Source organism: Leeuwenhoekiella sp. LLG6367-2.1 (assembly GCF_045055775.1).
Lineage (GTDB): Bacteria > Bacteroidota > Bacteroidia > Flavobacteriales > Flavobacteriaceae > Leeuwenhoekiella > Leeuwenhoekiella aequorea.
The window spans coordinates 1,282,379-1,302,424 of record NZ_CP159331.1 but is presented as its reverse complement, the minus strand read 5'-3'; the positions used below and the strand labels follow the sequence as shown (position 1 = coordinate 1,302,424).

At 35.2% G+C, this 20,046-nt stretch carries 21 protein-coding genes; 18 read left to right on the top strand and 3 right to left on the bottom strand.

The features are described from left to right. The first annotated feature begins 64 nt into the window (after positions 1 to 64). From ABVM53_RS05930 to ABVM53_RS05920, 3 genes are all read left to right on the top strand, one after another. A complete protein-coding gene (locus ABVM53_RS05930) occupies positions 65 to 1,645 on the top strand; it encodes a tetratricopeptide repeat protein (protein ID WP_405330434.1) in 1,581 nt (526 codons plus the stop codon). 164 nt (positions 1,646 to 1,809) lie between these two features. Further along, entirely contained in the window at positions 1,810 to 4,635 is a 2,826-nt protein-coding gene (locus ABVM53_RS05925; RefSeq protein WP_405330432.1) for a TonB-dependent receptor, read from the top strand. Continuing rightward, positions 4,622 to 5,659: a phytase gene (locus ABVM53_RS05920; protein ID WP_405330430.1), complete on the top strand. Its 1,038-nt coding sequence runs from the start codon at positions 4,622 to 4,624 to the stop codon at positions 5,657 to 5,659. Before ABVM53_RS05925 ends, ABVM53_RS05920 begins: the two co-directional genes overlap by 14 nt. A 69-nt stretch (positions 5,660 to 5,728) precedes the next feature. On the opposite strand, the gene ABVM53_RS05915 is transcribed toward ABVM53_RS05920, so the two are convergent. Continuing rightward, complete coding sequence (locus ABVM53_RS05915) at positions 5,729 to 6,067, bottom strand: TM2 domain-containing protein (protein WP_405330428.1); 339 nt, start codon at positions 6,065 to 6,067, stop codon at positions 5,729 to 5,731. Positions 6,068 to 6,109: 42 nt separating this feature from the next. On the opposite strand from ABVM53_RS05915, the gene ABVM53_RS05910 reads away from it, so the two are divergent. Both ABVM53_RS05910 and ABVM53_RS05905 read left to right on the top strand, forming a co-directional pair. Next, on the top strand, positions 6,110 to 6,991 hold the full coding sequence (locus ABVM53_RS05910; RefSeq protein ID WP_405330426.1) for a hypothetical protein: 882 nt from the start codon (positions 6,110 to 6,112) through the stop codon (positions 6,989 to 6,991). Between the two features lie 76 nt (positions 6,992 to 7,067). After that, complete coding sequence (locus ABVM53_RS05905; protein WP_405330424.1) at positions 7,068 to 7,517, top strand: PEGA domain-containing protein; 450 nt, start codon at positions 7,068 to 7,070, stop codon at positions 7,515 to 7,517. Between the two features lie 61 nt (positions 7,518 to 7,578). Here the strand turns inward: ABVM53_RS05905 and ahcY are convergent, their stop codons facing one another. Beyond that, a complete protein-coding gene (ahcY, locus tag ABVM53_RS05900; protein ID WP_371455682.1) occupies positions 7,579 to 8,895 on the bottom strand; it encodes an adenosylhomocysteinase in 1,317 nt (438 codons plus the stop codon). Between the two features lie 57 nt (positions 8,896 to 8,952). Between ahcY and ABVM53_RS05895 the strand changes: the two genes are divergently transcribed. The 13 genes from ABVM53_RS05895 (at position 8,953) to ABVM53_RS05835 (ending at position 17,376) form a co-directional block, all read left to right on the top strand. Then, positions 8,953 to 9,585, top strand: a complete 633-nt coding sequence (locus ABVM53_RS05895; protein ID WP_371455683.1) for a 4'-phosphopantetheinyl transferase superfamily protein — start codon at positions 8,953 to 8,955, stop codon at positions 9,583 to 9,585. A 32-nt stretch (positions 9,586 to 9,617) separates the two neighbouring features. Then, positions 9,618 to 10,307, top strand: coding sequence for a geranylgeranylglyceryl/heptaprenylglyceryl phosphate synthase (locus ABVM53_RS05890; RefSeq protein ID WP_405330422.1), 690 nt, complete (start codon positions 9,618 to 9,620; stop codon positions 10,305 to 10,307). Between the two features lie 49 nt (positions 10,308 to 10,356). Beyond that, positions 10,357 to 10,617, top strand: coding sequence for a thiamine-binding protein (locus ABVM53_RS05885; protein WP_128757965.1), 261 nt, complete (start codon positions 10,357 to 10,359; stop codon positions 10,615 to 10,617). Further along, the gene (gene pnuC / locus ABVM53_RS05880; protein ID WP_371455685.1) at positions 10,601 to 11,233 is read left to right on the top strand and encodes a nicotinamide riboside transporter PnuC; all 633 of its coding nucleotides are present in this window, start codon (positions 10,601 to 10,603) and stop codon (positions 11,231 to 11,233) included. Before ABVM53_RS05885 ends, pnuC begins: the two co-directional genes overlap by 17 nt. A 41-nt stretch (positions 11,234 to 11,274) precedes the next feature. Continuing rightward, a complete protein-coding gene (locus tag ABVM53_RS05875) occupies positions 11,275 to 11,754 on the top strand; it encodes an AAA family ATPase (RefSeq protein WP_371455686.1) in 480 nt (159 codons plus the stop codon). Next, positions 11,751 to 13,289, top strand: a complete 1,539-nt coding sequence (locus tag ABVM53_RS05870) for a DUF4301 family protein (protein ID WP_405330419.1) — start codon at positions 11,751 to 11,753, stop codon at positions 13,287 to 13,289. Before ABVM53_RS05875 ends, ABVM53_RS05870 begins: the two co-directional genes overlap by 4 nt. After that, positions 13,289 to 13,690: an alternative ribosome rescue aminoacyl-tRNA hydrolase ArfB gene (arfB, locus tag ABVM53_RS05865; protein WP_405330417.1), complete on the top strand. Its 402-nt coding sequence runs from the start codon at positions 13,289 to 13,291 to the stop codon at positions 13,688 to 13,690. The genes ABVM53_RS05870 and arfB overlap by 1 nt, the downstream gene beginning before the upstream one ends. A gap of 241 nt (positions 13,691 to 13,931) precedes the next feature. Further along, entirely contained in the window at positions 13,932 to 14,261 is a 330-nt protein-coding gene (locus ABVM53_RS05860) for a hypothetical protein (protein WP_405330415.1), read from the top strand. Positions 14,262 to 14,322: 61 nt separating this feature from the next. Next, positions 14,323 to 14,649, top strand: a complete 327-nt coding sequence (locus ABVM53_RS05855) for a hypothetical protein (RefSeq protein ID WP_405330413.1) — start codon at positions 14,323 to 14,325, stop codon at positions 14,647 to 14,649. 62 nt (positions 14,650 to 14,711) lie between these two features. Further along, on the top strand, positions 14,712 to 15,038 hold the full coding sequence (locus tag ABVM53_RS05850; RefSeq protein ID WP_405330411.1) for a hypothetical protein: 327 nt from the start codon (positions 14,712 to 14,714) through the stop codon (positions 15,036 to 15,038). A gap of 62 nt (positions 15,039 to 15,100) precedes the next feature. Further along, positions 15,101 to 15,427 (top strand): hypothetical protein, encoded by a 327-nt coding sequence (locus tag ABVM53_RS05845; protein ID WP_405330411.1) that lies wholly within the window; start codon positions 15,101 to 15,103, stop codon positions 15,425 to 15,427. A gap of 62 nt (positions 15,428 to 15,489) precedes the next feature. Then, entirely contained in the window at positions 15,490 to 15,816 is a 327-nt protein-coding gene (locus ABVM53_RS05840) for a hypothetical protein (RefSeq protein ID WP_128757956.1), read from the top strand. A gap of 195 nt (positions 15,817 to 16,011) precedes the next feature. Further along, the gene (locus ABVM53_RS05835) at positions 16,012 to 17,376 is read left to right on the top strand and encodes a sigma-54-dependent transcriptional regulator (protein ID WP_405330409.1); all 1,365 of its coding nucleotides are present in this window, start codon (positions 16,012 to 16,014) and stop codon (positions 17,374 to 17,376) included. On the opposite strand, the gene ABVM53_RS05830 is transcribed toward ABVM53_RS05835, so the two are convergent. Continuing rightward, complete coding sequence (locus ABVM53_RS05830) at positions 17,366 to 19,762, bottom strand: ATP-binding protein (RefSeq protein WP_405330407.1); 2,397 nt, start codon at positions 19,760 to 19,762, stop codon at positions 17,366 to 17,368. The two genes, ABVM53_RS05835 and ABVM53_RS05830, sit on opposite strands and share 11 nt — an antisense overlap. Positions 19,763 to 20,046: the final 284 nt, after the last annotated feature.

Below are 20,046 nucleotides of genomic sequence, written 5' to 3'. Positions count from 1 at the left end.
TTTAAAGTTAAGCTAATGTCAGTTTAACATGGTAACGCTACTTTAGGCAGTTATAACTTAACTTTTGAGAAATCACTTCCTTGTTATTATTCTAATTAGTTGTGCGTTATCTGTGTATTCGCAAAATGAAGCCGCTCGAGACAGCTATCAGAAATTTTCAGATTCACTATTCTACCAGTATAAAACAGAATTAGACAGTTCATTAAAATCCAATGATCGGCAACTCATTGTTGAGGCCTATGTAAACCTGGCGTCCTTTTATAAAAAGTCTCAAATTTATACCGAAGCTGTTGCTAACTTCACTCAGGCATTAAAGCAAAACAACAATGAAAATAATGTTGTTTTAGTACAAATTAAAAATAGTCTGGGAGAGGTTTATATTGAGTTAGGTAATTATGCAAAAGCCTTAGAATACTTATCTACTGCGCTACATATTTCTACCCGTGAGAAGTTACTATATGAGAAAGCTAAAAGCTTGCGTTTAATAGGTTCTTGTAAAGAAAAAATGGGAAACCTTAATGATGCTCTTAATTTTCAGCAACAGAGTTTTGCGATTTATGACAAGCAAAATGATTTATTAGGTCAAGCGATAGTAAATGAGAATATAGGTAGTATTTATGAAGATCTTGAATTGTATGATAAGGCGTATTTCCATTTTGAAAAAGCATATCAGTATTTTAAAAGTTCGAATAATGAAGCTCAAATAAATGCTTTGAATAATCTGGCAGATATCTCCCGAAAGACAAAGAGATATGATGCATCTATAGCAACTACACTAAAAGTATTAGACCTTGCATTGAAGTATAACAATGCCCATCAGATAGAGAGCGCTTATAAAGATTTGTCAAAGGCATATGCTTTAAAGAGTGACTTTGAGAAAGCTCATACTTATTTATTAAAATATCAAAACCTTGTTGAAAAGCAGTTTTACTCTCAAAATTTTAATCAGCTTAATGCATTACAAACCATATTCGATACGCGAGAGAAACAATCACAAATCGATTTATTAGAACAGCAAAATAAGGCAAGTAGAGCCAGATTAATGGCTATTATTATTTTAGCAATAACCGTATTGGGTGCAGGCTTAGTCTCTTTTATCTATTTAAAGCGTAAACGTCAAATTATAAATAAACTACAAGCTTATAAGCAACGTGTTCTGGAAGCCGAACTAGAAAATAAAGCTGTTAAAGAGCAAAATCTTAAGAACGAAATTCAGCTTAAAACAGCTACGTTATCAAAATATAGTCTTAGTATTTCTCAGAAAAATAAACTTATTGAAGAGGTGTCTGGAAGCTTGCAAAAAATGAGCACGCGCAAACGAATGGATTTACCCACAAAAATACATGAATTAGCACTGCAATTAAATCAACATTTAGAGCAGGATAATGAGTGGGAGCAGTTTATGGATCTGTTTGAAGACATTCATCCCTATTTTTCTAAAAAATTAAGTGACATTGCCTTGCAAAAACTTACAGCTACGGAGCTACGTTTATGTTTATTATTGCGTCTTGATTTGTCATCAAAAGAAATAAGTTCGGTTTTGCGTATTACTCCAGATAGCGTTCGTGTTGCTCGATACAGACTGCGGAAGAAATTACCTATAGAAACGCAGGAAGAATTGGTCAATTTTATGCTAAAGTTATAAGGCGGGTTTAAATTTTCCCTAATTGTTAGGTGCGTGTAAACTTTAGGTGAATGTTGCCTTGATGTAGCTTCTAAAAAAGCTATTCTTTACAATTTGTTGCCGTTAAGTTTAGCAGGTGTTTAAAGGGCTCAGGTAAATTTGAGAAATACTAAACATCAAAAAATATGAGAATTTTTACCAGCTTAAAGTTGCTTGTTGTAACGCTGTTTTTTGCTTCGGGTTTTGCTGATTTGTACGCTCAAAATAGCATTGTTCAGGGAGTAATTGTAGATGATTACGGCATTAATATTCCCGGCGCAGCCGTGATGATTGAATCACTTAATAAAGGAGTTGTTTCTAATCAAGATGGAAAATTTACATTCTTAAATGTACCTCAAGGAAGTCATCAAATCGTAGTAAAATACCTAGGCTTCAAAGATACATATACACCTATAGACGTTACTGCAGGAGAGACCCTTGCTGTGTCTATACTATTAACTTCTGAAGAAACACGTCTTGATGATGTGCAAATTACTGGCTTTAGCGGCGGTGGACAGGCACGGGCACTCAATACACAGAAGAATAATCTCAATATAACAAATGTTGTCTCTACAGATCAGATCGGTAAATTTCCCGATGCTAATATCGGGGATGCTACAAAACGTATCCCGGGTATTACGATGCAAATGGATCAAGGTGAAGCACGAAACATTATCGTAAGAGGTCTCGCTCCTCAGCTTAACTCAGTTACCTTGAATGGAAGCCGTATTCCTTCGGCAGAGGGAGACAACAGAAATGTACAGATGGATTTGATTCCGTCAGATATGATTCAGACTATCGAGGTTAATAAAGCTGTGACTCCAGATATGGATGCAGATGCACTAGGCGGTTCTGTTAATCTAGTAACACGCTCTACGCCTCAAAGTTTCCGACTTTCTGCTACGGGAGGTAGTGGAGTAAATTTTATTAATGACAAACGTATTTTAAGTGGATCTTTTTTAATTGGAGATCGCTCAAAAGATAAAAAGTTTGGCTGGTTAGTATCAGCATCAATTAATGATAATGATTTTGGGAGTGATAATGTCGAGGCAGAATGGTCTAATACATTTGCCTATAACGATGCGGCAGGTGAGGAGACAGAGTTAGATGTTAATCCATACACATCGGTTTTTGAAACGCGTAAATATCTTGTACAGCGGGTACGACGTAGTTTTTCTGCAAATATGGATTACAATTTTGACGAGAATAATGAGATTTATCTAAAGACCATGTATAACTGGAGAGATGATCGCGAGAATCGCTTTGCCTATTCTTCTGAAATTTTGGATGCTGAAGATATTGGGGTAGGAGACTTCGAACTTACAAATAATACTCCATCTCAATTTCCGGTTGAGGCTAAGAGAGAAACTAAAGGAGGTATTCCCGGAGGACGTACACAAAACAGACGTTTAGAAGATCAGCGAATGCAAAATTACAGCTTAGGAGGAAACCATATTTTTGGTAATTTAAAATTTACTTGGATGGGTTCTTTCGCTAAAGCTTCTGAAGAACGACCTAACGAACGTTATCTGGTTTATGCATCTGAATATGCAGTAAATAACACAGTAACAAATAACAGAAAACCACTGCATACTTCTGTAACTGCTGAGGATTTTACAGATTTTGAACTTGACGAACTTACAGAGGAATATCAGTTTACCGAAGAGAAAGATGTAAATTTCTTTGCCAATTTTGAACTTCCTGCGAACTTTTTTAATACGGAGAACGGAACACTCAAATTTGGTGTGCGTGGTCGTTTTAAGAATAAAAACAGAGAAAATAATTTCTTTGAATATTCCCCTCTTACTGGCAATCTGGATAATCTGTCACTAGTAAATCAGCGTGTATATACAGGTTCAGATTTTCTTGCAGGCTCTCAATATTCTCCAGGAGTATTTGCTTCAGCTACATTTTTAGGAAACTTAGATCTTAATAATACGGCAGATTTTGAAGGAGAAGCTGTTCCTGATGAATATCTGGGAGATAACTTTGATGTTACCGAGAATGTTTTTGCAGGTTATGTGATGACCAATCAAAAGATAACCGATAAACTTGATGTACTTGTAGGGCTTAGAGTAGAGAATACACGTATTGAGAGTACTGGAAACAGTTTTAATGTAGATGAGCCAGAAGATGTAACACAGGTTAATGATGAAAGCTCCTATACTAATATACTACCTGGGGTACATTTTAAATACAATGCTTCAGAAACCACTGTATTACGTTTTGCGTGGACAAATACTATTGCAAGACCTAACTATATAGACCTTGTGCCCTACAGACAGCGCGAAGATGATGAGATATCTATAGGTAATCCGCAGTTGAATCCTACAACATCAATGAATTTTGATTTTATGGCAGAGCGATATTTTGAATCTGTAGGTATTCTTTCCGGAGGTGTGTTTTATAAAAATTTAAACGATTTTATTTACACACAGAAAACAGATCAAGAGGATGGCATTGAGTTGTATCAGCCTTTAAATGGAGATAAAGCAACAATCTTTGGGGCAGAAGTTGCATTTCAAAGACAACTTGACTTCCTTCCGGGATTCTTGAAAAATTTCGGGATTTATGCAAACTATACGTATCTAAATTCTGAAGCTAAAGGAATTGCAAATGCAGATGGAGATATGAGAGGTGATCTTGATTTACCGGGTTCTTCGCCTAATATGTTTAATGCTTCCTTATCATACGGTGATAAGTGGTTTAATGCCCGCCTTTCTAGTAATTATGCAGATGCGTATATAGATGAGCTGGGCGGCGATGCATTTGAAGATCGTTTTTATGATGAGCAGTTTTTCTTAGACTTTAACGCTACGGTGTTTCTGTCAAAAAATCTACAGGTATATGCTAATTTAAATAATATTACAAATCAGCCATTGCGTTATTATCAAGGGGACAAAGATCGTACGATGCAAATGGAATATTACAGCACCCGTTTAACATTTGGAGTAAAATATGACTTATTTTAAGATGATAGCATTTAAATATATACTTGCTTTAGGTGGTTTTTCACTTTTAGTAGCCTGCGGAAGTAGTAAATCTCAATTACCGGAAATAAAGCCGGATATTATTACTGAACATGTAAAATACGATACAGATGATCCGGCAATTTGGGTTAATCCTCAAGATCCTTCACAAAGTATAGTTTTTGGTACAGATAAAGAAAGTGATGGTGCTATCTATGCATTTGATCTGAATGGTAAAATTATGGAGGCAAAGACAATAAGAGGAATTGAACGCCCTAATAATGTAGATCTTCGATATGGTTTTAAATTGAATGATTCTGTAACCACAGATATTATTGCTTTTACTGAACGAGAACGAAAAATGTTACGTATTTATTCGGTGCCGGCGATGCAACCTTTAGATGGTGGCGGATTTCCTGTATTTGAAGATGAGACTAATGAGAATTTTCAGAGTCCTATGGGTGTTAGTCTTTACAAATCTGCTGTAGATAGTTCGCTTTACGCAATTGTGGGTCGTAAAGCTGGTCCTGCAGACAAGTACCTATATCAATATAAAATTAAGCCTAAGTCTTTAGATTTGGTTGAATTTGAATTGGTACGGAAGTTTGGTCAGTTTAGTGGTAAGAAAGAAATCGAAGCGATCGCAGTTGATGATGCTTTAGGATTTATATATTATTCTGATGAGGGAGATGGTGTAAAAAAATACTTTGCCGAACCTCAAAAAGGAAACGATCAATTGGGTTCTTTTGGACTTGAAGATTTTCAAGATGACATTGAGGGTATTGCAATTGCCGCGTATGAAGATGGTTCAGGGATAATTATTGTTTCTGATCAACAACGTGGACAGTTCAATATTTACGACCGCAAGACAAATGCCTTCATAAAAGCCTTAAATCTTACTACAACAGAGACAGACGGTTGTGATGTGGTTACTCAACCTTTAAACTCAACCTTTAAAAATGGTCTTTTTGTTGCGATGAATGATGATGGAACATTTTATTTCTATGATTTAGCAAAATTGAACTAGTAGAAACTAATTAAACTAAAAACCCCTCTTAATTAACTAAGAGGGGTTTTTTAATGTGATTTATTTTGGTTAGAGTCCGGGATAAGTACCGGTAATGATTTCAACACCGTCGATAACCCATCCTACAATAAAGAATCCTGCAGTTAGAATAAAGACAATGTTCCATAAAATAGGGCTGCCCAAATACCATCTGTGAGCCGCAAAAGCACCTAAAAATAACCATAATAATATGGCTACAGTCTGACGATCTGCTGCAACAGCAGCAGGTGACATAAGTTCACTTGTAGCTTCTTCGGCAGTGTTAAGTTCTGTTGTAACTATTGCTTTACGCTCTACGGGAAAGCCTGCAAAAGTTGTTGTTGATATCATTAGCAGAAGTGCCAGTGAAAGAATAATTTTGAAATTCATAGAGTTTGGTGATTAAATTAGACTTTTAAAAATTACGCCATTTTGAGAAGAAAATCCTACACCGGTATATTGTTTTTGATTTGTTTAACTTTTTGCAATTCGTCTGTAGCACAAGAATTTGAGTTTTTTGGCGTAATTAAATTAAACGACACTTCACTTATAAGTTATAAATTATTATTTGATCGCGTAAATGATTCTATACAAGGATATTCGTTGACAGATTTTTCTGGAAAGCACGAGACGAAGTCAAATATCAAAGGTTATTATAATGCGGATAAAAACCTGTTGAGCTTTAAGGAATATGATATTGTTTATACAAAATCACCGGTGGTTCAGGAGGATTTTTGCTTTGTAAACTTTAATGGGAATGTTCGTGATCTCGATAAAGTGAAAGCTTTTAGTGGAGATTTTAAGGGACTTTATACAAATGGTGAGCCTTGTCTAGACGGTAAAATAGTTGTTAATTCTGGACAAGAAGTCCGTAAGCGTGTAGAGAAAATAGATAAGGTAATACAACGTTCCAGGAAATTCTCTGATTCTGTAAAACAGAATATAAAGGTAGCGCGGGTTTTAGATACGCTCACACGAAATATTATTGCAAAAAATGAAAACTTAAATATTTTCACACGAGATCAAAAGATAAAGCTTTCGATTTATGATGCCGGTAAAGAAGATGGAGATATTATTAACCTATTTGTAAACGGAAAACCCGTCCTGCAGAATTATACTGTTACACACACAAAAAAACATTTAGAATTTAAGTTAGAATCTCCTTCGACACTCATAAAAGTAGAAGCACTAAGTGAAGGCACATCATCTCCTAATACGGTGCGTCTAGAGGTAGAGGATAACCGCAATTTTGTACGAACAATTACAAATCTTAAGGCTGGGGAAACGGCAGCAATGACTATTATAAAAAAATAAGACCTCTATTACAGATTTCTGTAAGTATTGTATTATTAACAAATATAGATTTACCATTCATTAACAAATCTATATTATGAAGAAAATTACGTTAACAAGTTTAATTGCTTTAATGTTATTAACAAGTTGTGCAAGCATTTTAACAGGTTCAAAACGAAAAGTTTTATTTGAGTCAAATCCTAATGGCGCTAAAGTGTATGTCAATGGTTTTGAAAAAGGAGTGACCCCAGTTCAGATTAAAGTGAAAGCTGAAGATCGAATTGATTTTAGATTAGAGAATTATAAAGAGCGAGTAGTTGTTATGGATAGCGATTTTAATCTCGTATCAATTTTAAATGGTATATCAATTATAGGCTGGGGAATAGATGCTCTGACAGGTTCATTGAAAAGGGTAGACACAAAATATGTAAAGGTAGACTTGGAAAGTGTAGCCACAGCTTCCAATTATCTAGAAAAAGGAAGAATTCAAAGTGTGAGTATTAATACAGATGAGAAAATAGTAGAAACTGTAATCGTATTAAATTAGCATAACTAAAAAACCTCCGAAAATAATTTTCGGAGGTTTGTTTTAAATTTCTAAACAAATACTAGTATCTATAATATTCCGGTTTAAAAGGACCTTCGACAGTTACACCTATGTATTCTGCTTGTTCTGTGCTTAATTCAGTAAGCTCCACACCTATTTTTGCTAAGTGTAATGCAGCAACCTTTTCATCTAAATGCTTAGGAAGCATATAAACTTCATTCTCATAGCTCGCTGAATTTTTCCAAAGCTCAATTTGCGCTAATGTTTGGTTTGTAAATGAGTTACTCATTACAAAACTAGGGTGACCAGTAGCACAACCTAAGTTTACAAGACGACCTTCAGCCAGTAAAATAATATCTTTTCCGTCTATAGTGTACTTATCAACCTGAGGTTTAATTTCATCTTTAGAAGAACCATAATTTTCGTTCAACCAGGCAACTTGTATTTCATTATCAAAATGGCCAATGTTACAAACTATAGTTTTGTCTTTCATCGCCATAAAGTGCTCTGCACGTACGATGTCTTTGTTTCCAGTAGTAGTAATTACAATGTCTGCAGTGCCTACAACTGTTTCTAATTTTTTAACTTCAAAACCATCCATTGCAGCTTGTAGCGCACAAATAGGATCAATTTCAGTAACAGTTACAATAGACCCTGCTCCTTTAAATGAGGCAGCAGTTCCTTTACCAACATCGCCATAACCGCAAACAACAACACGTTTACCGGCAAGCATAATATCTGTAGCGCGACGTACAGCATCTACAGCACTTTCACGACAACCGTATTTATTGTCAAATTTAGATTTTGTAACGCTGTCATTAATATTTATAGCGGGCATTGGTAAAGTACCTTTTTTCACACGCTCGTATAAACGGTGAACACCCGTAGTAGTCTCTTCAGAAATACCTTTAATGGCAGCACCTAATTCTGGATATTTATCTAATACCATATTAGTTAAATCTCCACCATCATCAAGAATCATATTTAAAGGCTCGCGCTCCTCTCCAAAAAACAAAGTTTGCTCGATACACCAGTTAAATTCCTCTTCACTTAAGCCTTTCCAAGCGTAAACAGGAATACCTGCTGCTGCGATTGCTGCTGCTGCATGATCCTGTGTAGAAAATATATTACAAGAACTCCAGGTTACATCTGCACCTAAAGCGACAAGCGTTTCAATTAATACTGCGGTTTGAATTGTCATATGCAGACATCCTGCTATACGAGCCCCTTTAAGAGGTTGCTCGGCACCATATTCTTCTCTCAAAGCCATAAGTCCCGGCATCTCTGCTTCTGCTAATTCAATTTCTTTTCTACCCCAAGCAGCTAAAGAAATATCTTTAACTTTATAAGGTACATATTGTACTGTTTTCGTTGACATAGTCTTATATTTACAATTCTTATTTTTTGCAAAAATACGTAATAATCACTACTTAACGTGCCACTTTTCAAAACAATAACACCTAGTTCTACCACTCAAGTTTATATCTGGAAAGTGGAAGAATCTCTTGAAGTATTGTCTCAGAATGTAAATCTTACACCGCATTGCCAAGCGCGTTTTGATAGTATGAAGTCTGAGTTACATCGTAAAGGTTTTTTAAGTATTAGGCATCTCCTCCACGTGGCAGGGTATACAGATAAAGATTTATTTTATACGAGTAATGGCAAGCCACACCTCAACGATGGGAAGCATATTTCTATCACACATTCTTATAATTTTACAGCAATAATTGTAAGTGATACTTCTGAAGTAGGGATTGATATAGAAATGCAACGCGATAAGATTTTACGTATTGCTTCGCGCTTTACTCCATTAAAAGAGTACAGGACTCTTGCAAATGATGAGGCGTTAATACGTAAGCTCACTATAGTCTGGGGTGCTAAAGAATCTCTCTATAAAATTTATGGCGTTAAGGGTCTTAGCTTTTTACAACATATAAACGTAGCCGATTTTGATTTTGATGATGAGAAAACGACTGCTGTAATTAATTACCACGGAAGTCATTCTGATTACCAAATCGATTTCTTAGAGTTTGAAGGGTTTACCTGTGTATATGCACGTGCCATATGACAAATGATTTATTGCAAAATAAAAAAGAGGTATTGTCCACTATAAAAAATGCTATTACACGTGATCAACACCTTTTTGCTATCCTCTTTGATCCTGAAAATTTTACTTCTGAAAGTTTAATAAATAAACTTCGAAAACTACCACACCATACTACTCATATATTTGTAGGTGGAAGCACTGCAACGCAGGCACAAACCCAAGAAGCTGTGCGTATTATTAAAGAAAACACTCAACTTCCGGTAATTTTATTTCCTGGTGATTACAAGCACATTACTACCGAAGCAGATGCCGTTCTTTTTCTAAGCTTATTGTCTGGGGACAATGCCGAATATTTAATTCATCAGCAGGTTAAATCTGTGGCGGTCCTTAAAAACACAGATTTAGAAATTTTACCTACCGGATATTTATTGATTGATGGCGGTGTAGAAACAGCAGTGCAACGTGTGAGTAAAACACAACCTTTATTACAAGATAATATAGATTTAATTGTAAACACGGCTCTGGCTGGTGAATACTCAGGAAAACAACTCATTTATCTGGAAGCCGGTAGCGGTGCAAAATTTCCAGTTTCAGTAGAAATTATTAAAGCGGTTAAAAATGCCATTAGTATTCCGCTAATTGTAGGTGGTGGTATAAGAACTGCAAATCAACTTAATGATGCGTATACTGCCGGAGCTAATCTGGTGGTGGTAGGTAATGCTTTCGAAAAGGGTATTTATTAGTACCTTCTGCAAATAAACTTCAACTATAAAATTACAAAACTATAGGACTATGAATATTTCTGTCGAACTTACACTCACTCCTTTACAAGATAATTATGAGCCGGCTATTATAGATTTCATCAAATGTTTACGAGCAAGCGGACTAACAGTTTTAGAAAATCCATTAAGTACCCAGATATATGGTGATTATGATGAGGTAATGGAGTTGTTAAAGAAAGAAATGAAAACTGCTTTAGAGGCTGTAGAACGCGGCTTGTTATATATAAAAATTGTGAAATCTGACCGAAGTGATTATGAACCTCATTTTTGATTTCTTTTTTGGTCAGTATGCAGATTATGATTCCCTATCTATTGTCTTAGAGATAATAGCGGTAATCTTCGGATTATTATCAGTATGGTTTTCTAAGCAAAATAATGTTTTGGTGTATCCAACAGGTATGATTAGCACTGCACTGTTTGTTTATTTACTTGCTAAATGGGGGCTACTAGGAGATTTAATGATTAATGCCTACTATTTTTCGATGAGTGTGTATGGGTGGTATATCTGGACGCGTAAAGTAGATGATAAACATGTAACTCCTATTTCAAAAACTACTCGAAAAGAACATATATGGTCTGCTGTTTTATTTGTTCTTACACTCCTATTTGTATTTGTCATTTATACGGTTTTTGACAAGTGGAATAACTGGACGGCGTATGTGGATACTTTTACTACTGCAATTTTCTTTGTGGGAATGTGGCTTATGGCAAAACGTAAGATTGAGAACTGGATCTATTGGATTATTGGAGATATAATTTCTGTGCCCTTATATTTTCACAAAGGCTTCACATTTACCAGTTTTCAATATATTATTTTTACTGCACTAGCTATTTATGGTTTTATTGCGTGGAAAAAATACCTGAACAACAGCCCTGTGACTGTATAAAAATTGTGCTTTTTGGTCCTGAAAGTAGTGGTAAAACTACCATGTCCAAAAAATTATCAGAATACTACAAAGCAGCGTTTGTGCCAGAATTTGCACGCGATTATCTTCAGCAAAAATGGGAGAATAAGAAGCAAATATGTACTCCTGAAGATATCTTACCTATAGCGCAAGGACAAATTGAGCTTGAAAATAACGCCGTTAATTCTGGAAACAAAATGATTTTTTGTGATACAGACCTTTTGGAAACAAAAGTATATAGCGAAGCTTATTTTGAAGGATGGTGTGACCCAAGTGTGACTAAAGCTGCATTGGGTAACTCATACGATCTTTACTTTTTAACGTATATTGATATACCTTGGGAAGCAGATGATTTAAGGGATCGGCCAGACCAGCGTCAAGAAATGTTTGATCTATTTGAGCAGGCATTAATAGAAAATGACCGGCGGTACATCCTTTTAAAAGGAAATATAGAACAGCGATTAAATACGGCTATTAATCAAATTAACAACTTACTACTTTGAACTTTACAGACCAAGAAATTAGCGAAATAAGAGAGCACGGTTTAACTGAAAAACAAGTAGCATCTCAAATAAAACTTTTTGAAAATGGTGTTCCTAACGTTAAGCTTATCGCAGCTGCAACTATTTCAAAAGGAATATTTAAATTATCAGAACAGGAAGAGCTGAATTATCGAGAGATTTATGAGCATAAAAAAAAGAACTTAGAGATACTCAAATTTACTCCCGCTTCTGGTGCTGCAAGTAGAATGTTTAAAAGCGTTTTTAAGTTTCTCAATGATTATGATGCTGAAAAGGAAACGGTAAATGACTATTTAGAGCGAGCAGGTAGCAATGCGATGAAGCTGTTTTTTGCTAATTATGAGAAGTTTCCATTTTACGATCAAATTATTGATCAGCTTGAGGAAGAGGAATTGGCAACTGAAAGCTTAAAAAAATATGCTTTTATAAAAAAAATGATGAATGCAGATGGTGAAAACTTTGGCAACTTGCCAAAAGGATTAATACCCTTTCATTATTATGGTTCTTATAGTGCAACTGCTTTTGAAGAGCATTTGTATGAGGCTGCAGCTTATGCAGAAAGAGACGATCACGCTAAATTACATTTTACAGTTTCTCCAGAACATAAAGAGGCATTTGAGAATGAATTCAGTGATATTGAGTCTTCAGTAAGTACGTCAACAAATACAAACTTTGACGTTTCTTATTCTTTTCAAAAACCAGAAACCGATACTATTGCTGTTACCCCAGATAATAAAATGTATCGTAAAGAAGATGGTTCTTTACTTTTTAGACCAGGTGGTCACGGCGCGCTTATCGAAAATTTAAATGATGTAGATGCAGATGTGATTTTTATAAAAAATATCGATAATGTTTTAATAAATAGCAAAATTCAGGATTTAGCTAAAAGTAAACGCATGCTTGCGGGTGTTTTACTTGCAAAGCAAGAACAGGTTTTTAAATACGCAAGATTACTAGATGAAGATTCTATTACAGGCTCTGAGTTAAAAGAACTTTTGAAATTTTTAGAGAATGAATTTAGTACGCGTATAAGCGATGAATTTGATTCTTTTTCAAAAGAAGAGAAGAAATCTTATTTGATGAATATTCTTGACAGGCCACTTCGCGTTTGTGGTATGGTTAAAAATGAAGGTGAGCCGGGTGGTGGTCCTTTTTGGGTTGCCGATAAAGAGGGAGAAGTTGCTCTACAAATTATAGAAAGCGCTCAAGTAAATACAAAAGACCCTAAGCAGGAAGATATATTTAAAAATTCGACACACTTTAATCCGGTAGATATCGTAGCAGGGGTGCGTAATTATAAAGGAGAAAAATACAATCTATTAGATTTTGTGAATCCTGATCTGGCTTTTATAGCTAATAAGACCGATGGTGGTAATGAAATAAAGGCACTTGAACTTCCAGGATTGTGGAACGGAGCTATGGCCTTGTGGAATACATTATTTGTTGAGGTACCTCTTGAAACATTTAACCCGGTTAAAACAGTCAACGATCTTTTAAAGCCATCGCATCAGGCGTAATGAACAAAGATTTACTCTATACTGAATGTAATTTTAAAGCAGTACGCAGTAGTGGTCCGGGTGGGCAACATGTAAACAAAACTTCTACAAAGGTTATTCTAAGTTGGAGTTTAGAATTAACAACTGCTTTTGATGAGATTCAGAAAGAACGATTGGAGAAATACTTAGCTACAAAACTTACTAAAGATAGGATGATTGTTTTATCCTATGATCAAAGTCGTAGCCAGCATAAGAATAAAGAGACGGTTTTTACTAACCTTATTAAACTGCTTGAAAAGGGACTTCGAGTTCCAAAGCATAGAAAAAAGACCAAGCCCACGTTTGCTTCTAAACGGAAAAGGCTTGATAGTAAAAAAAGAACTTCAGAAAAGAAAAACAACAGAAGGCCTCCTAAACTATAAAATCCTTGAAGTTACAAAACGTAAAGTGTGGAGAAATTCCACACTTTTTTTGTGGAATAAACTCAGATTCCACAAATTCTACACAATAGTAAAATCCCACTAATTTTCATAAATACCTGTATTACAGATTTGTATAGCTATTAAGCTAGGAGTACTGTGTAATGGTACGGTTTTGCTATATACTATTATGAGTTTGATTGTAATTAGGCTCACAATTGAAATAAACTACAAACACTGAATAATGAAGAATCTAATAATGACAGTAGCAGCCGCAGCAACATTGCTTTTTTCTACGCAATGTGCAACAGCTCAAGAAACTGAAAATACAGATGTAGCCGTGAACAGTACGGAGGTTCAGGCGCCAATACAAGATGGCTTTGAAAAAGTTGAAACTTCAACATTACCAAAAATTATTACTGATGCCGTATTAGTAGATAAAGCTGGAGCGCAAGTAAGTGAAGCTTATATAAATGAAGATTTAAAAGTATACAAACTTGAACTTCAAATAGAAGGTCAGGATCCTCAAACAGCTTTCATTAATGAAGTTGGAAGATGGGTTGAAATTAAATAAGAATTCAAATTAACTATCAATATAAACCATAGTACAAACGTACTTATATAATTCAAAAATTATGAAAAAGTTAGTAATGACAGTAGCAGCCGCAACAACAATGTTATTTGCCGCTCAAAATATGACAGCTCAAGAAACTACACAAGATGTAGCAATGAATGAGACAGAAGTACAAGCACCGGTACAAGATGGCTTCGAAAAAATTGAAGCATCTGCATTACCAGAAGTAGTTACCAATGCGATCGAAGCTGACAAAGCAGGATCTACAGTAACTGAAGCATATGTAAATGAAGAATTAGGAGTTTACAAATTAATGCTACAAGCAGAAGGATCAGAAGCAGAAACAGCATTTATTAATGCAGAAGGAAAATGGGTTACTGTTGAGTAATCAGTTTTTAAAAAAATAAATAATACAAATCACGACCATTAGGTCACTCAAAATATACAATTATGAAAAAGTTAGTAATGACAGTAGCAGCCGCAACATCAATGTTATTTGCCGCTCAAAATATGACAGCTCAAGAAACTACACAAGATGTAGCAATGAATGAGACAGAAGTACAAGCACCGGTACAAGATGGCTTCGAAAAAATTGAAGCATCTGCATTACCAGAAGTAGTTACCAATGCGATCGAAGCTGACAAAGCAGGATCTACAGTAACTGAAGCATATGTAAATGAAGAATTAGGAGTTTACAAATTAATGCTACAAGCAGAAGGATCAGAAGCAGAAACAGCATTTATTAATGCAGAAGGAAAATGGGTTACTGTTGAGTAATCAGTTTTTAAAAAAATAAATAATACAAATCACGACCATTAGGTCACTCAAAATATACAATTATGAAAAAGTTAGTAATGACAGTAGCAGCCGCAACATCAATGTTATTTGCCGCTCAAAATATGACAGCTCAAGAAACTACACAAGATGTAGCAATGAATGAAACAGAGGTTCAAGCGCCAGTACAAGATGGCTTCGAAAAAATTGAAGCATCTGCATTACCAGAAGTAGTTACCAATGCGATCGAAGCTGACAAAGCAGGATCTACAGTAACTGAAGCATATGTAAATGAAGAACTAGGAGTTTACAAATTAATGCTACAAGCAGAAGGATCAGAAGCAGAAACAGCATTTATTAATGCAGAAGGAAAATGGGTTACTGTTGAGTAATCAATTTTTTAAAAAATAAATACTACAAATCACGACCATTAGGTCACTCAAAATATACAATTATGAAAAAGTTAGTAATGACAGTAGCAGCCGCAACAACAATGTTATTTGCCGCTCAAAATATGACAGCTCAGGAAACTACACAAGATGTAGCAATGAATGAAACAGAGGTTCAAGCACCAGTTGAAGGGTTTGAGCAGATTGAAGTTTCAGAATTACCAGTAACAGTTACAGATGCTATTGAAGCAGATAAAGCTGGGGCAGAAGTAACAGAAGCTTGGGTAGATAATGAGAAAAAAACGTTTAAACTTATTCTGGTAGCAGAAGGTCAAGAAGCTGAAACAGCTTATATCAATGCTGCAGGAGAATGGGTTGAACCAAAAGAGTAGTTTAATTCCCTTGAATTTTTAATCTATAGAATGGTTTAAAATTCAGAGAAAACCCCGACGTTAGTCGGGGTTTTTTTATGTGTAAAACGAATTGTTTTTAAAATATTGAATCTTTAATTCCGTTATTATTTATGATTTATTTGACCATAGCCCTACTTTAGGTTTAGTACTTTTAAATTTATAAAATAAAAGCAGTTGACTAGTATTCTTATTATTGAAGATGATGTGGCATTTTGCAAAATGCTAGAAACCTTTTTAGGCAGGCGTAATTTTAAAATCACAAGCGCATTTACTGCAGAAGAGGCTTTAAAAACTCTCAAATCATCTACCATAGATTTAGTGTTGACTGATGTGCGTTTGCCAGATGATGATGGCTTAAGCATATTAAAATATGTTACTACGCTTCCTAAAGAAATTCCGGTAATTCTTATGACAGGCTATGCAGAAGTCAATAAAGCGGTGCAAGCTATGAAAGAAGGGGCTTTTGATTATATTTCAAAACCAGTACGGCCAGATGAATTACTTCAAATTATAGAGAAAGCGCTTCAGACAGATACTACACCTTCAGCAGCAAAAAAGCCCGAGAAAAAAGCAGACGTAGCACCTCTGGATAAGAAGGAAGGTCTAAATTCAAAATACATCAAGGGTATAAGTGATGCCTCTGCAAAACTCAATCAATATGTAGACTTAGTAGCGCCTACAAATATGTCTGTATTGGTTATTGGAGATAGTGGAACCGGGAAAGAGTATGTTGCAAAAAACATTCATGATAAAAGTAAACGCAGTCAAAATCCGTTTATAGCAGTTGATTGTGGAGCAATCCCGAAAGAATTAGCTAGCAGCGAATTTTTTGGTCATAAAAAAGGATCATTTACAGGTGCTTTGTCCGATAAAACCGGACATTTTGAGGCCGCAAACGGAGGTACTTTGTTTTTAGATGAAATAGGAAACCTTTCTTATGAACTGCAGGTACAGCTTTTACGTGCTTTGCAAGAACGTAAAGTAAAGCCGGTAGGAGCAAATACAGAAATTCCGGTAGATATACGAGTTGTTGCAGCAACCAATGAAGACCTTTCTGAGGCGGTAAAAAAAGGTGATTTTAGAGAAGATTTATATCACAGACTCAATGAGTTCTCTATTAAAGTACCTCGATTGAGTAAGCGTAAAGAAGATTTACGATTGTTTGTGAGCTCGTTTCTTGAACGAGCAAATAAAGAATTAGAAAAGGAGGTTACTGGTTTTAGTGAAGAGGCTATGCGAGCCATGGAAAACTATGACTGGCCGGGAAATCTTAGAGAATTACAAAATATTGTTAAGCGTACCGTATTACTTACTCAAGAAAGTACAATTAATATAGACTTGTTGCCAGTAGAAATCACTGCATTTAAAGTTGATGATTCTAAACAGGATTACCGTTTGTTTAAAAATGCTAATGAACAGGAACTCATTCTGGATGCATTAGAAGAGGCTAATGGTAATAAGAGTAAAGCAGCACGAATTCTCAACGTAGATCGTAAGACGCTTTATAATAAACTAAAGCAATACGATATTAAGCTGTAAATTTTTCACGTAAATCTGCCAGCATTTCTTGTGTAGTGTTATCTACAATTGTAATTAACGATTTCAATACCTTTTTAGAGAGTAATGTGCCTTCAGGATTTTCTAATTTCTCCAGTATTTTTATTATTTGTCCTGCTTCTAATTGCCGCATCATCGGAAGCATTTTATGAGCGACTTCTTTTAATCTTTCGGGGTCTTGGGCGTACGTATTGAGTGCTTTAAGATTTTCTTCAGCGGTTTCTATAAATACTAAAATAATAGACTTTAAGGATTCTGGGTCGCCATCGGCAAAAACAGATAAGGTTTCTAAATTGTATAATGATTCCGATGTATCAGATTTACGATCTTCAGTATCCACTGAAAAATCAACGTCATTAATTATAGCAATTAAATGATCTGGTTTGTAGGGTTTTTTTAGGTTTCCTGTAAAGCCTAAATTCTTATAATCTGAATCTTCCAATTTTCCATTTCCAGATAATGCAATGACCGGAATAGTTTCAAACCTTTTTAAAGCTCTAATCTTTTTAATGAATTCGATCCCATCAAGAACAGGCATTTGTATATCTGTAAGTACTAAATCAAAATTTTCTTCCTGAAGTAAATCAAGTGCTTCGAGTCCGTTTTTTGCGGTGCGTATACTGTAAGGGAATTTTTTTAATGTCTCCTGAGCAAGCTTAATTTGCATAGGCTCATCATCAACTAAAAGTATTTGTTTTGGAGTCAAATCTTTCCTGTTGTCTGAAGGTATAGTGCTTATTTGATTTATACTTTGAGTACTCTTCTCAATAGGAATAATCAACGTAAACGAACTCCCTTTGCCAAGATCGCTTTCTAAAAGAAGTTTACCATTTAATAAATCTGCCAACTTCTGAGAGATCGAAAGGCCGAGTCCAAATCCTCCATATTTCTGCGAAATATGGTCTTCAGCCTGCGAAAATTCTTGAAAAATAAGTTTCTGCTTGTGTTTAGCGATTCCGATCCCAGTATCTTTAATAGAAATTTTTAGATCTTTCTTATCCAGTGCTGCAGTAATAGTAATTGATCCTGCATCTGTGAACTTATACGCGTTAGTAATTAAATTAGAAAGTATCTGTTTAATACGAAAAGGATCGCTTAAATAAAGATTATCAAGTGTTTGCGGGATAGCCACATTAAGTGTGACATCGGGTTTACCTTTAGCAGGAACAGCCACCGTAATTACATCTTCGATAAGATTTTTAGGATTGAAAGGTATCTTCTCAATTTTAATTTTTCCGGCTTCTAATTTCGAGAAATCCAGTAAATCATTTACTAACTGAAGCATGTACTCACCAGATTTTCCTATTGTCTGTAAATACCGTTTTTGTGTATCGTTTACTGCTGTTTTTTGAAGTAGGTCTGTAAACCCTAAAACTGTATTTAGCGGGGAGCGCATATCATGCGTAATCGTAGCCATCAATTGTTCCCGGCTTTTGAGCAAGTTTTGTGCTACTTGATTGCTTTTTTGTAATTCGGTATTGTATTGCTGACTTCTTGAAGCATCTTTAAAAATCATTATGACAAATCCTAAGGCCAGTATAATACTTATAATCCCGATGATTTTTAAGGTTTGAGAAATCTCTTCGATACGTGAATTAAGAAGATCTTCCCGCTGTTTAGCAGATAGCATACCTTCTTGCTCAAACGAACTCAAGAGTGTTCTAATTTTTAAGTTGATCTCTCGATCGTTTTTAAGTAAGTTGTTCTCTTTATTTATAATGTCTATTTCCAGCTGTTTTTTTCGGTCTTCAATTTTAGCAAGCGTTTCTCTAACCGTTTTTGCCATCGAAGTAAGATTTTGATCTGGATCTGCATTATCTTTTCTCAGATATTCCAGATAATCAACAATCACTTTCTTAGTATATGCGTCTACAGAATCTAAGCGCGGATCATTTTTATAATCCTCAAAATAAATATCCTCTTTAGTAAGTTCAGATAAAGCTTCATCATAATAATTACGCGAGTACTGCTCTCTACGCAGTTGCACCATAGTGCTTATATTCTGGGTTTTTGTTCGTAATAATATTTGAATACTATCAAGTTGCTGTATGAGCATTTTTGTTGTGGTAAGCGCCCGCAGAGAATCGAGTTGCGGCGATATACTGTCTACGATAACGCGATACTGTTTAAATTGATCCTGAGACCCAGTTGCCATCGCAGTTCTGCCTATAGTTTCTGCCTCATAGAGGTAACTAAGCGCGTTGCTCGTGTAGGTAAGCTTCTTGTTTGTCATCCCGTTTTCTTTTTCTGGATAGATAAACGTTTTGATCTGAGGATAAATAAACCAAACTCCCACAATTATTAAAAGTGCAATAAGCATATATCCCGCCAGCACTTTTAAAGTAATAGATCGCTTTGTATTTTTCATAGGTATATATTCAATTTAAAAATAATCTTATGTAAAACAAAAGCCCTTAATTTTTTTATAAAAGCAGAAATATTATCCTACATTTGCCGCCTAATCTCAAAGGGGTGCTTAAACTTTCTATTTAGAAACGCAAGCTGAGATCATACCCAATGAACCTGGGCAGGTAATGCTGCCAAGGGAAATGTTTAAACAGGAAAAGAATATCTTATAATCTGTTTAAACTGCATTGCGAACTAGTAATACAATCACAGGATAATTGCCCCTTTTATTCGTAATAATTTTTA

Coding starts and splice junctions, on each gene's coding strand:
- ABVM53_RS05925 (WP_405330432.1), top strand. CDS start 1,810: ATGAGAATTTTTACCAGCTTAAAGTTGCTTGTTGTAACGCTGTTTTTT.
- ABVM53_RS05920 (WP_405330430.1), top strand. CDS start 4,622: ATGACTTATTTTAAGATGATAGCATTTAAATATATACTTGCTTTAGGT.
- ABVM53_RS05915 (WP_405330428.1), bottom strand. CDS start 6,067: ATGAATTTCAAAATTATTCTTTCACTGGCACTTCTGCTAATGATATCA.
- ABVM53_RS05905 (WP_405330424.1), top strand. CDS start 7,068: ATGAAGAAAATTACGTTAACAAGTTTAATTGCTTTAATGTTATTAACA.
- ahcY (WP_371455682.1), bottom strand. CDS start 8,895: ATGTCAACGAAAACAGTACAATATGTACCTTATAAAGTTAAAGATATT.
- ABVM53_RS05885 (WP_128757965.1), top strand. CDS start 10,357: ATGAATATTTCTGTCGAACTTACACTCACTCCTTTACAAGATAATTAT.
- pnuC (WP_371455685.1), top strand. CDS start 10,601: ATGAACCTCATTTTTGATTTCTTTTTTGGTCAGTATGCAGATTATGAT.
- ABVM53_RS05875 (WP_371455686.1), top strand. CDS start 11,275: ATGTCCAAAAAATTATCAGAATACTACAAAGCAGCGTTTGTGCCAGAA.
- arfB (WP_405330417.1), top strand. CDS start 13,289: ATGAACAAAGATTTACTCTATACTGAATGTAATTTTAAAGCAGTACGC.
- ABVM53_RS05860 (WP_405330415.1), top strand. CDS start 13,932: ATGAAGAATCTAATAATGACAGTAGCAGCCGCAGCAACATTGCTTTTT.
- ABVM53_RS05855 (WP_405330413.1), top strand. CDS start 14,323: ATGAAAAAGTTAGTAATGACAGTAGCAGCCGCAACAACAATGTTATTT.
- ABVM53_RS05850 (WP_405330411.1), top strand. CDS start 14,712: ATGAAAAAGTTAGTAATGACAGTAGCAGCCGCAACATCAATGTTATTT.
- ABVM53_RS05845 (WP_405330411.1), top strand. CDS start 15,101: ATGAAAAAGTTAGTAATGACAGTAGCAGCCGCAACATCAATGTTATTT.
- ABVM53_RS05840 (WP_128757956.1), top strand. CDS start 15,490: ATGAAAAAGTTAGTAATGACAGTAGCAGCCGCAACAACAATGTTATTT.
- ABVM53_RS05830 (WP_405330407.1), bottom strand. CDS start 19,762: ATGAAAAATACAAAGCGATCTATTACTTTAAAAGTGCTGGCGGGATAT.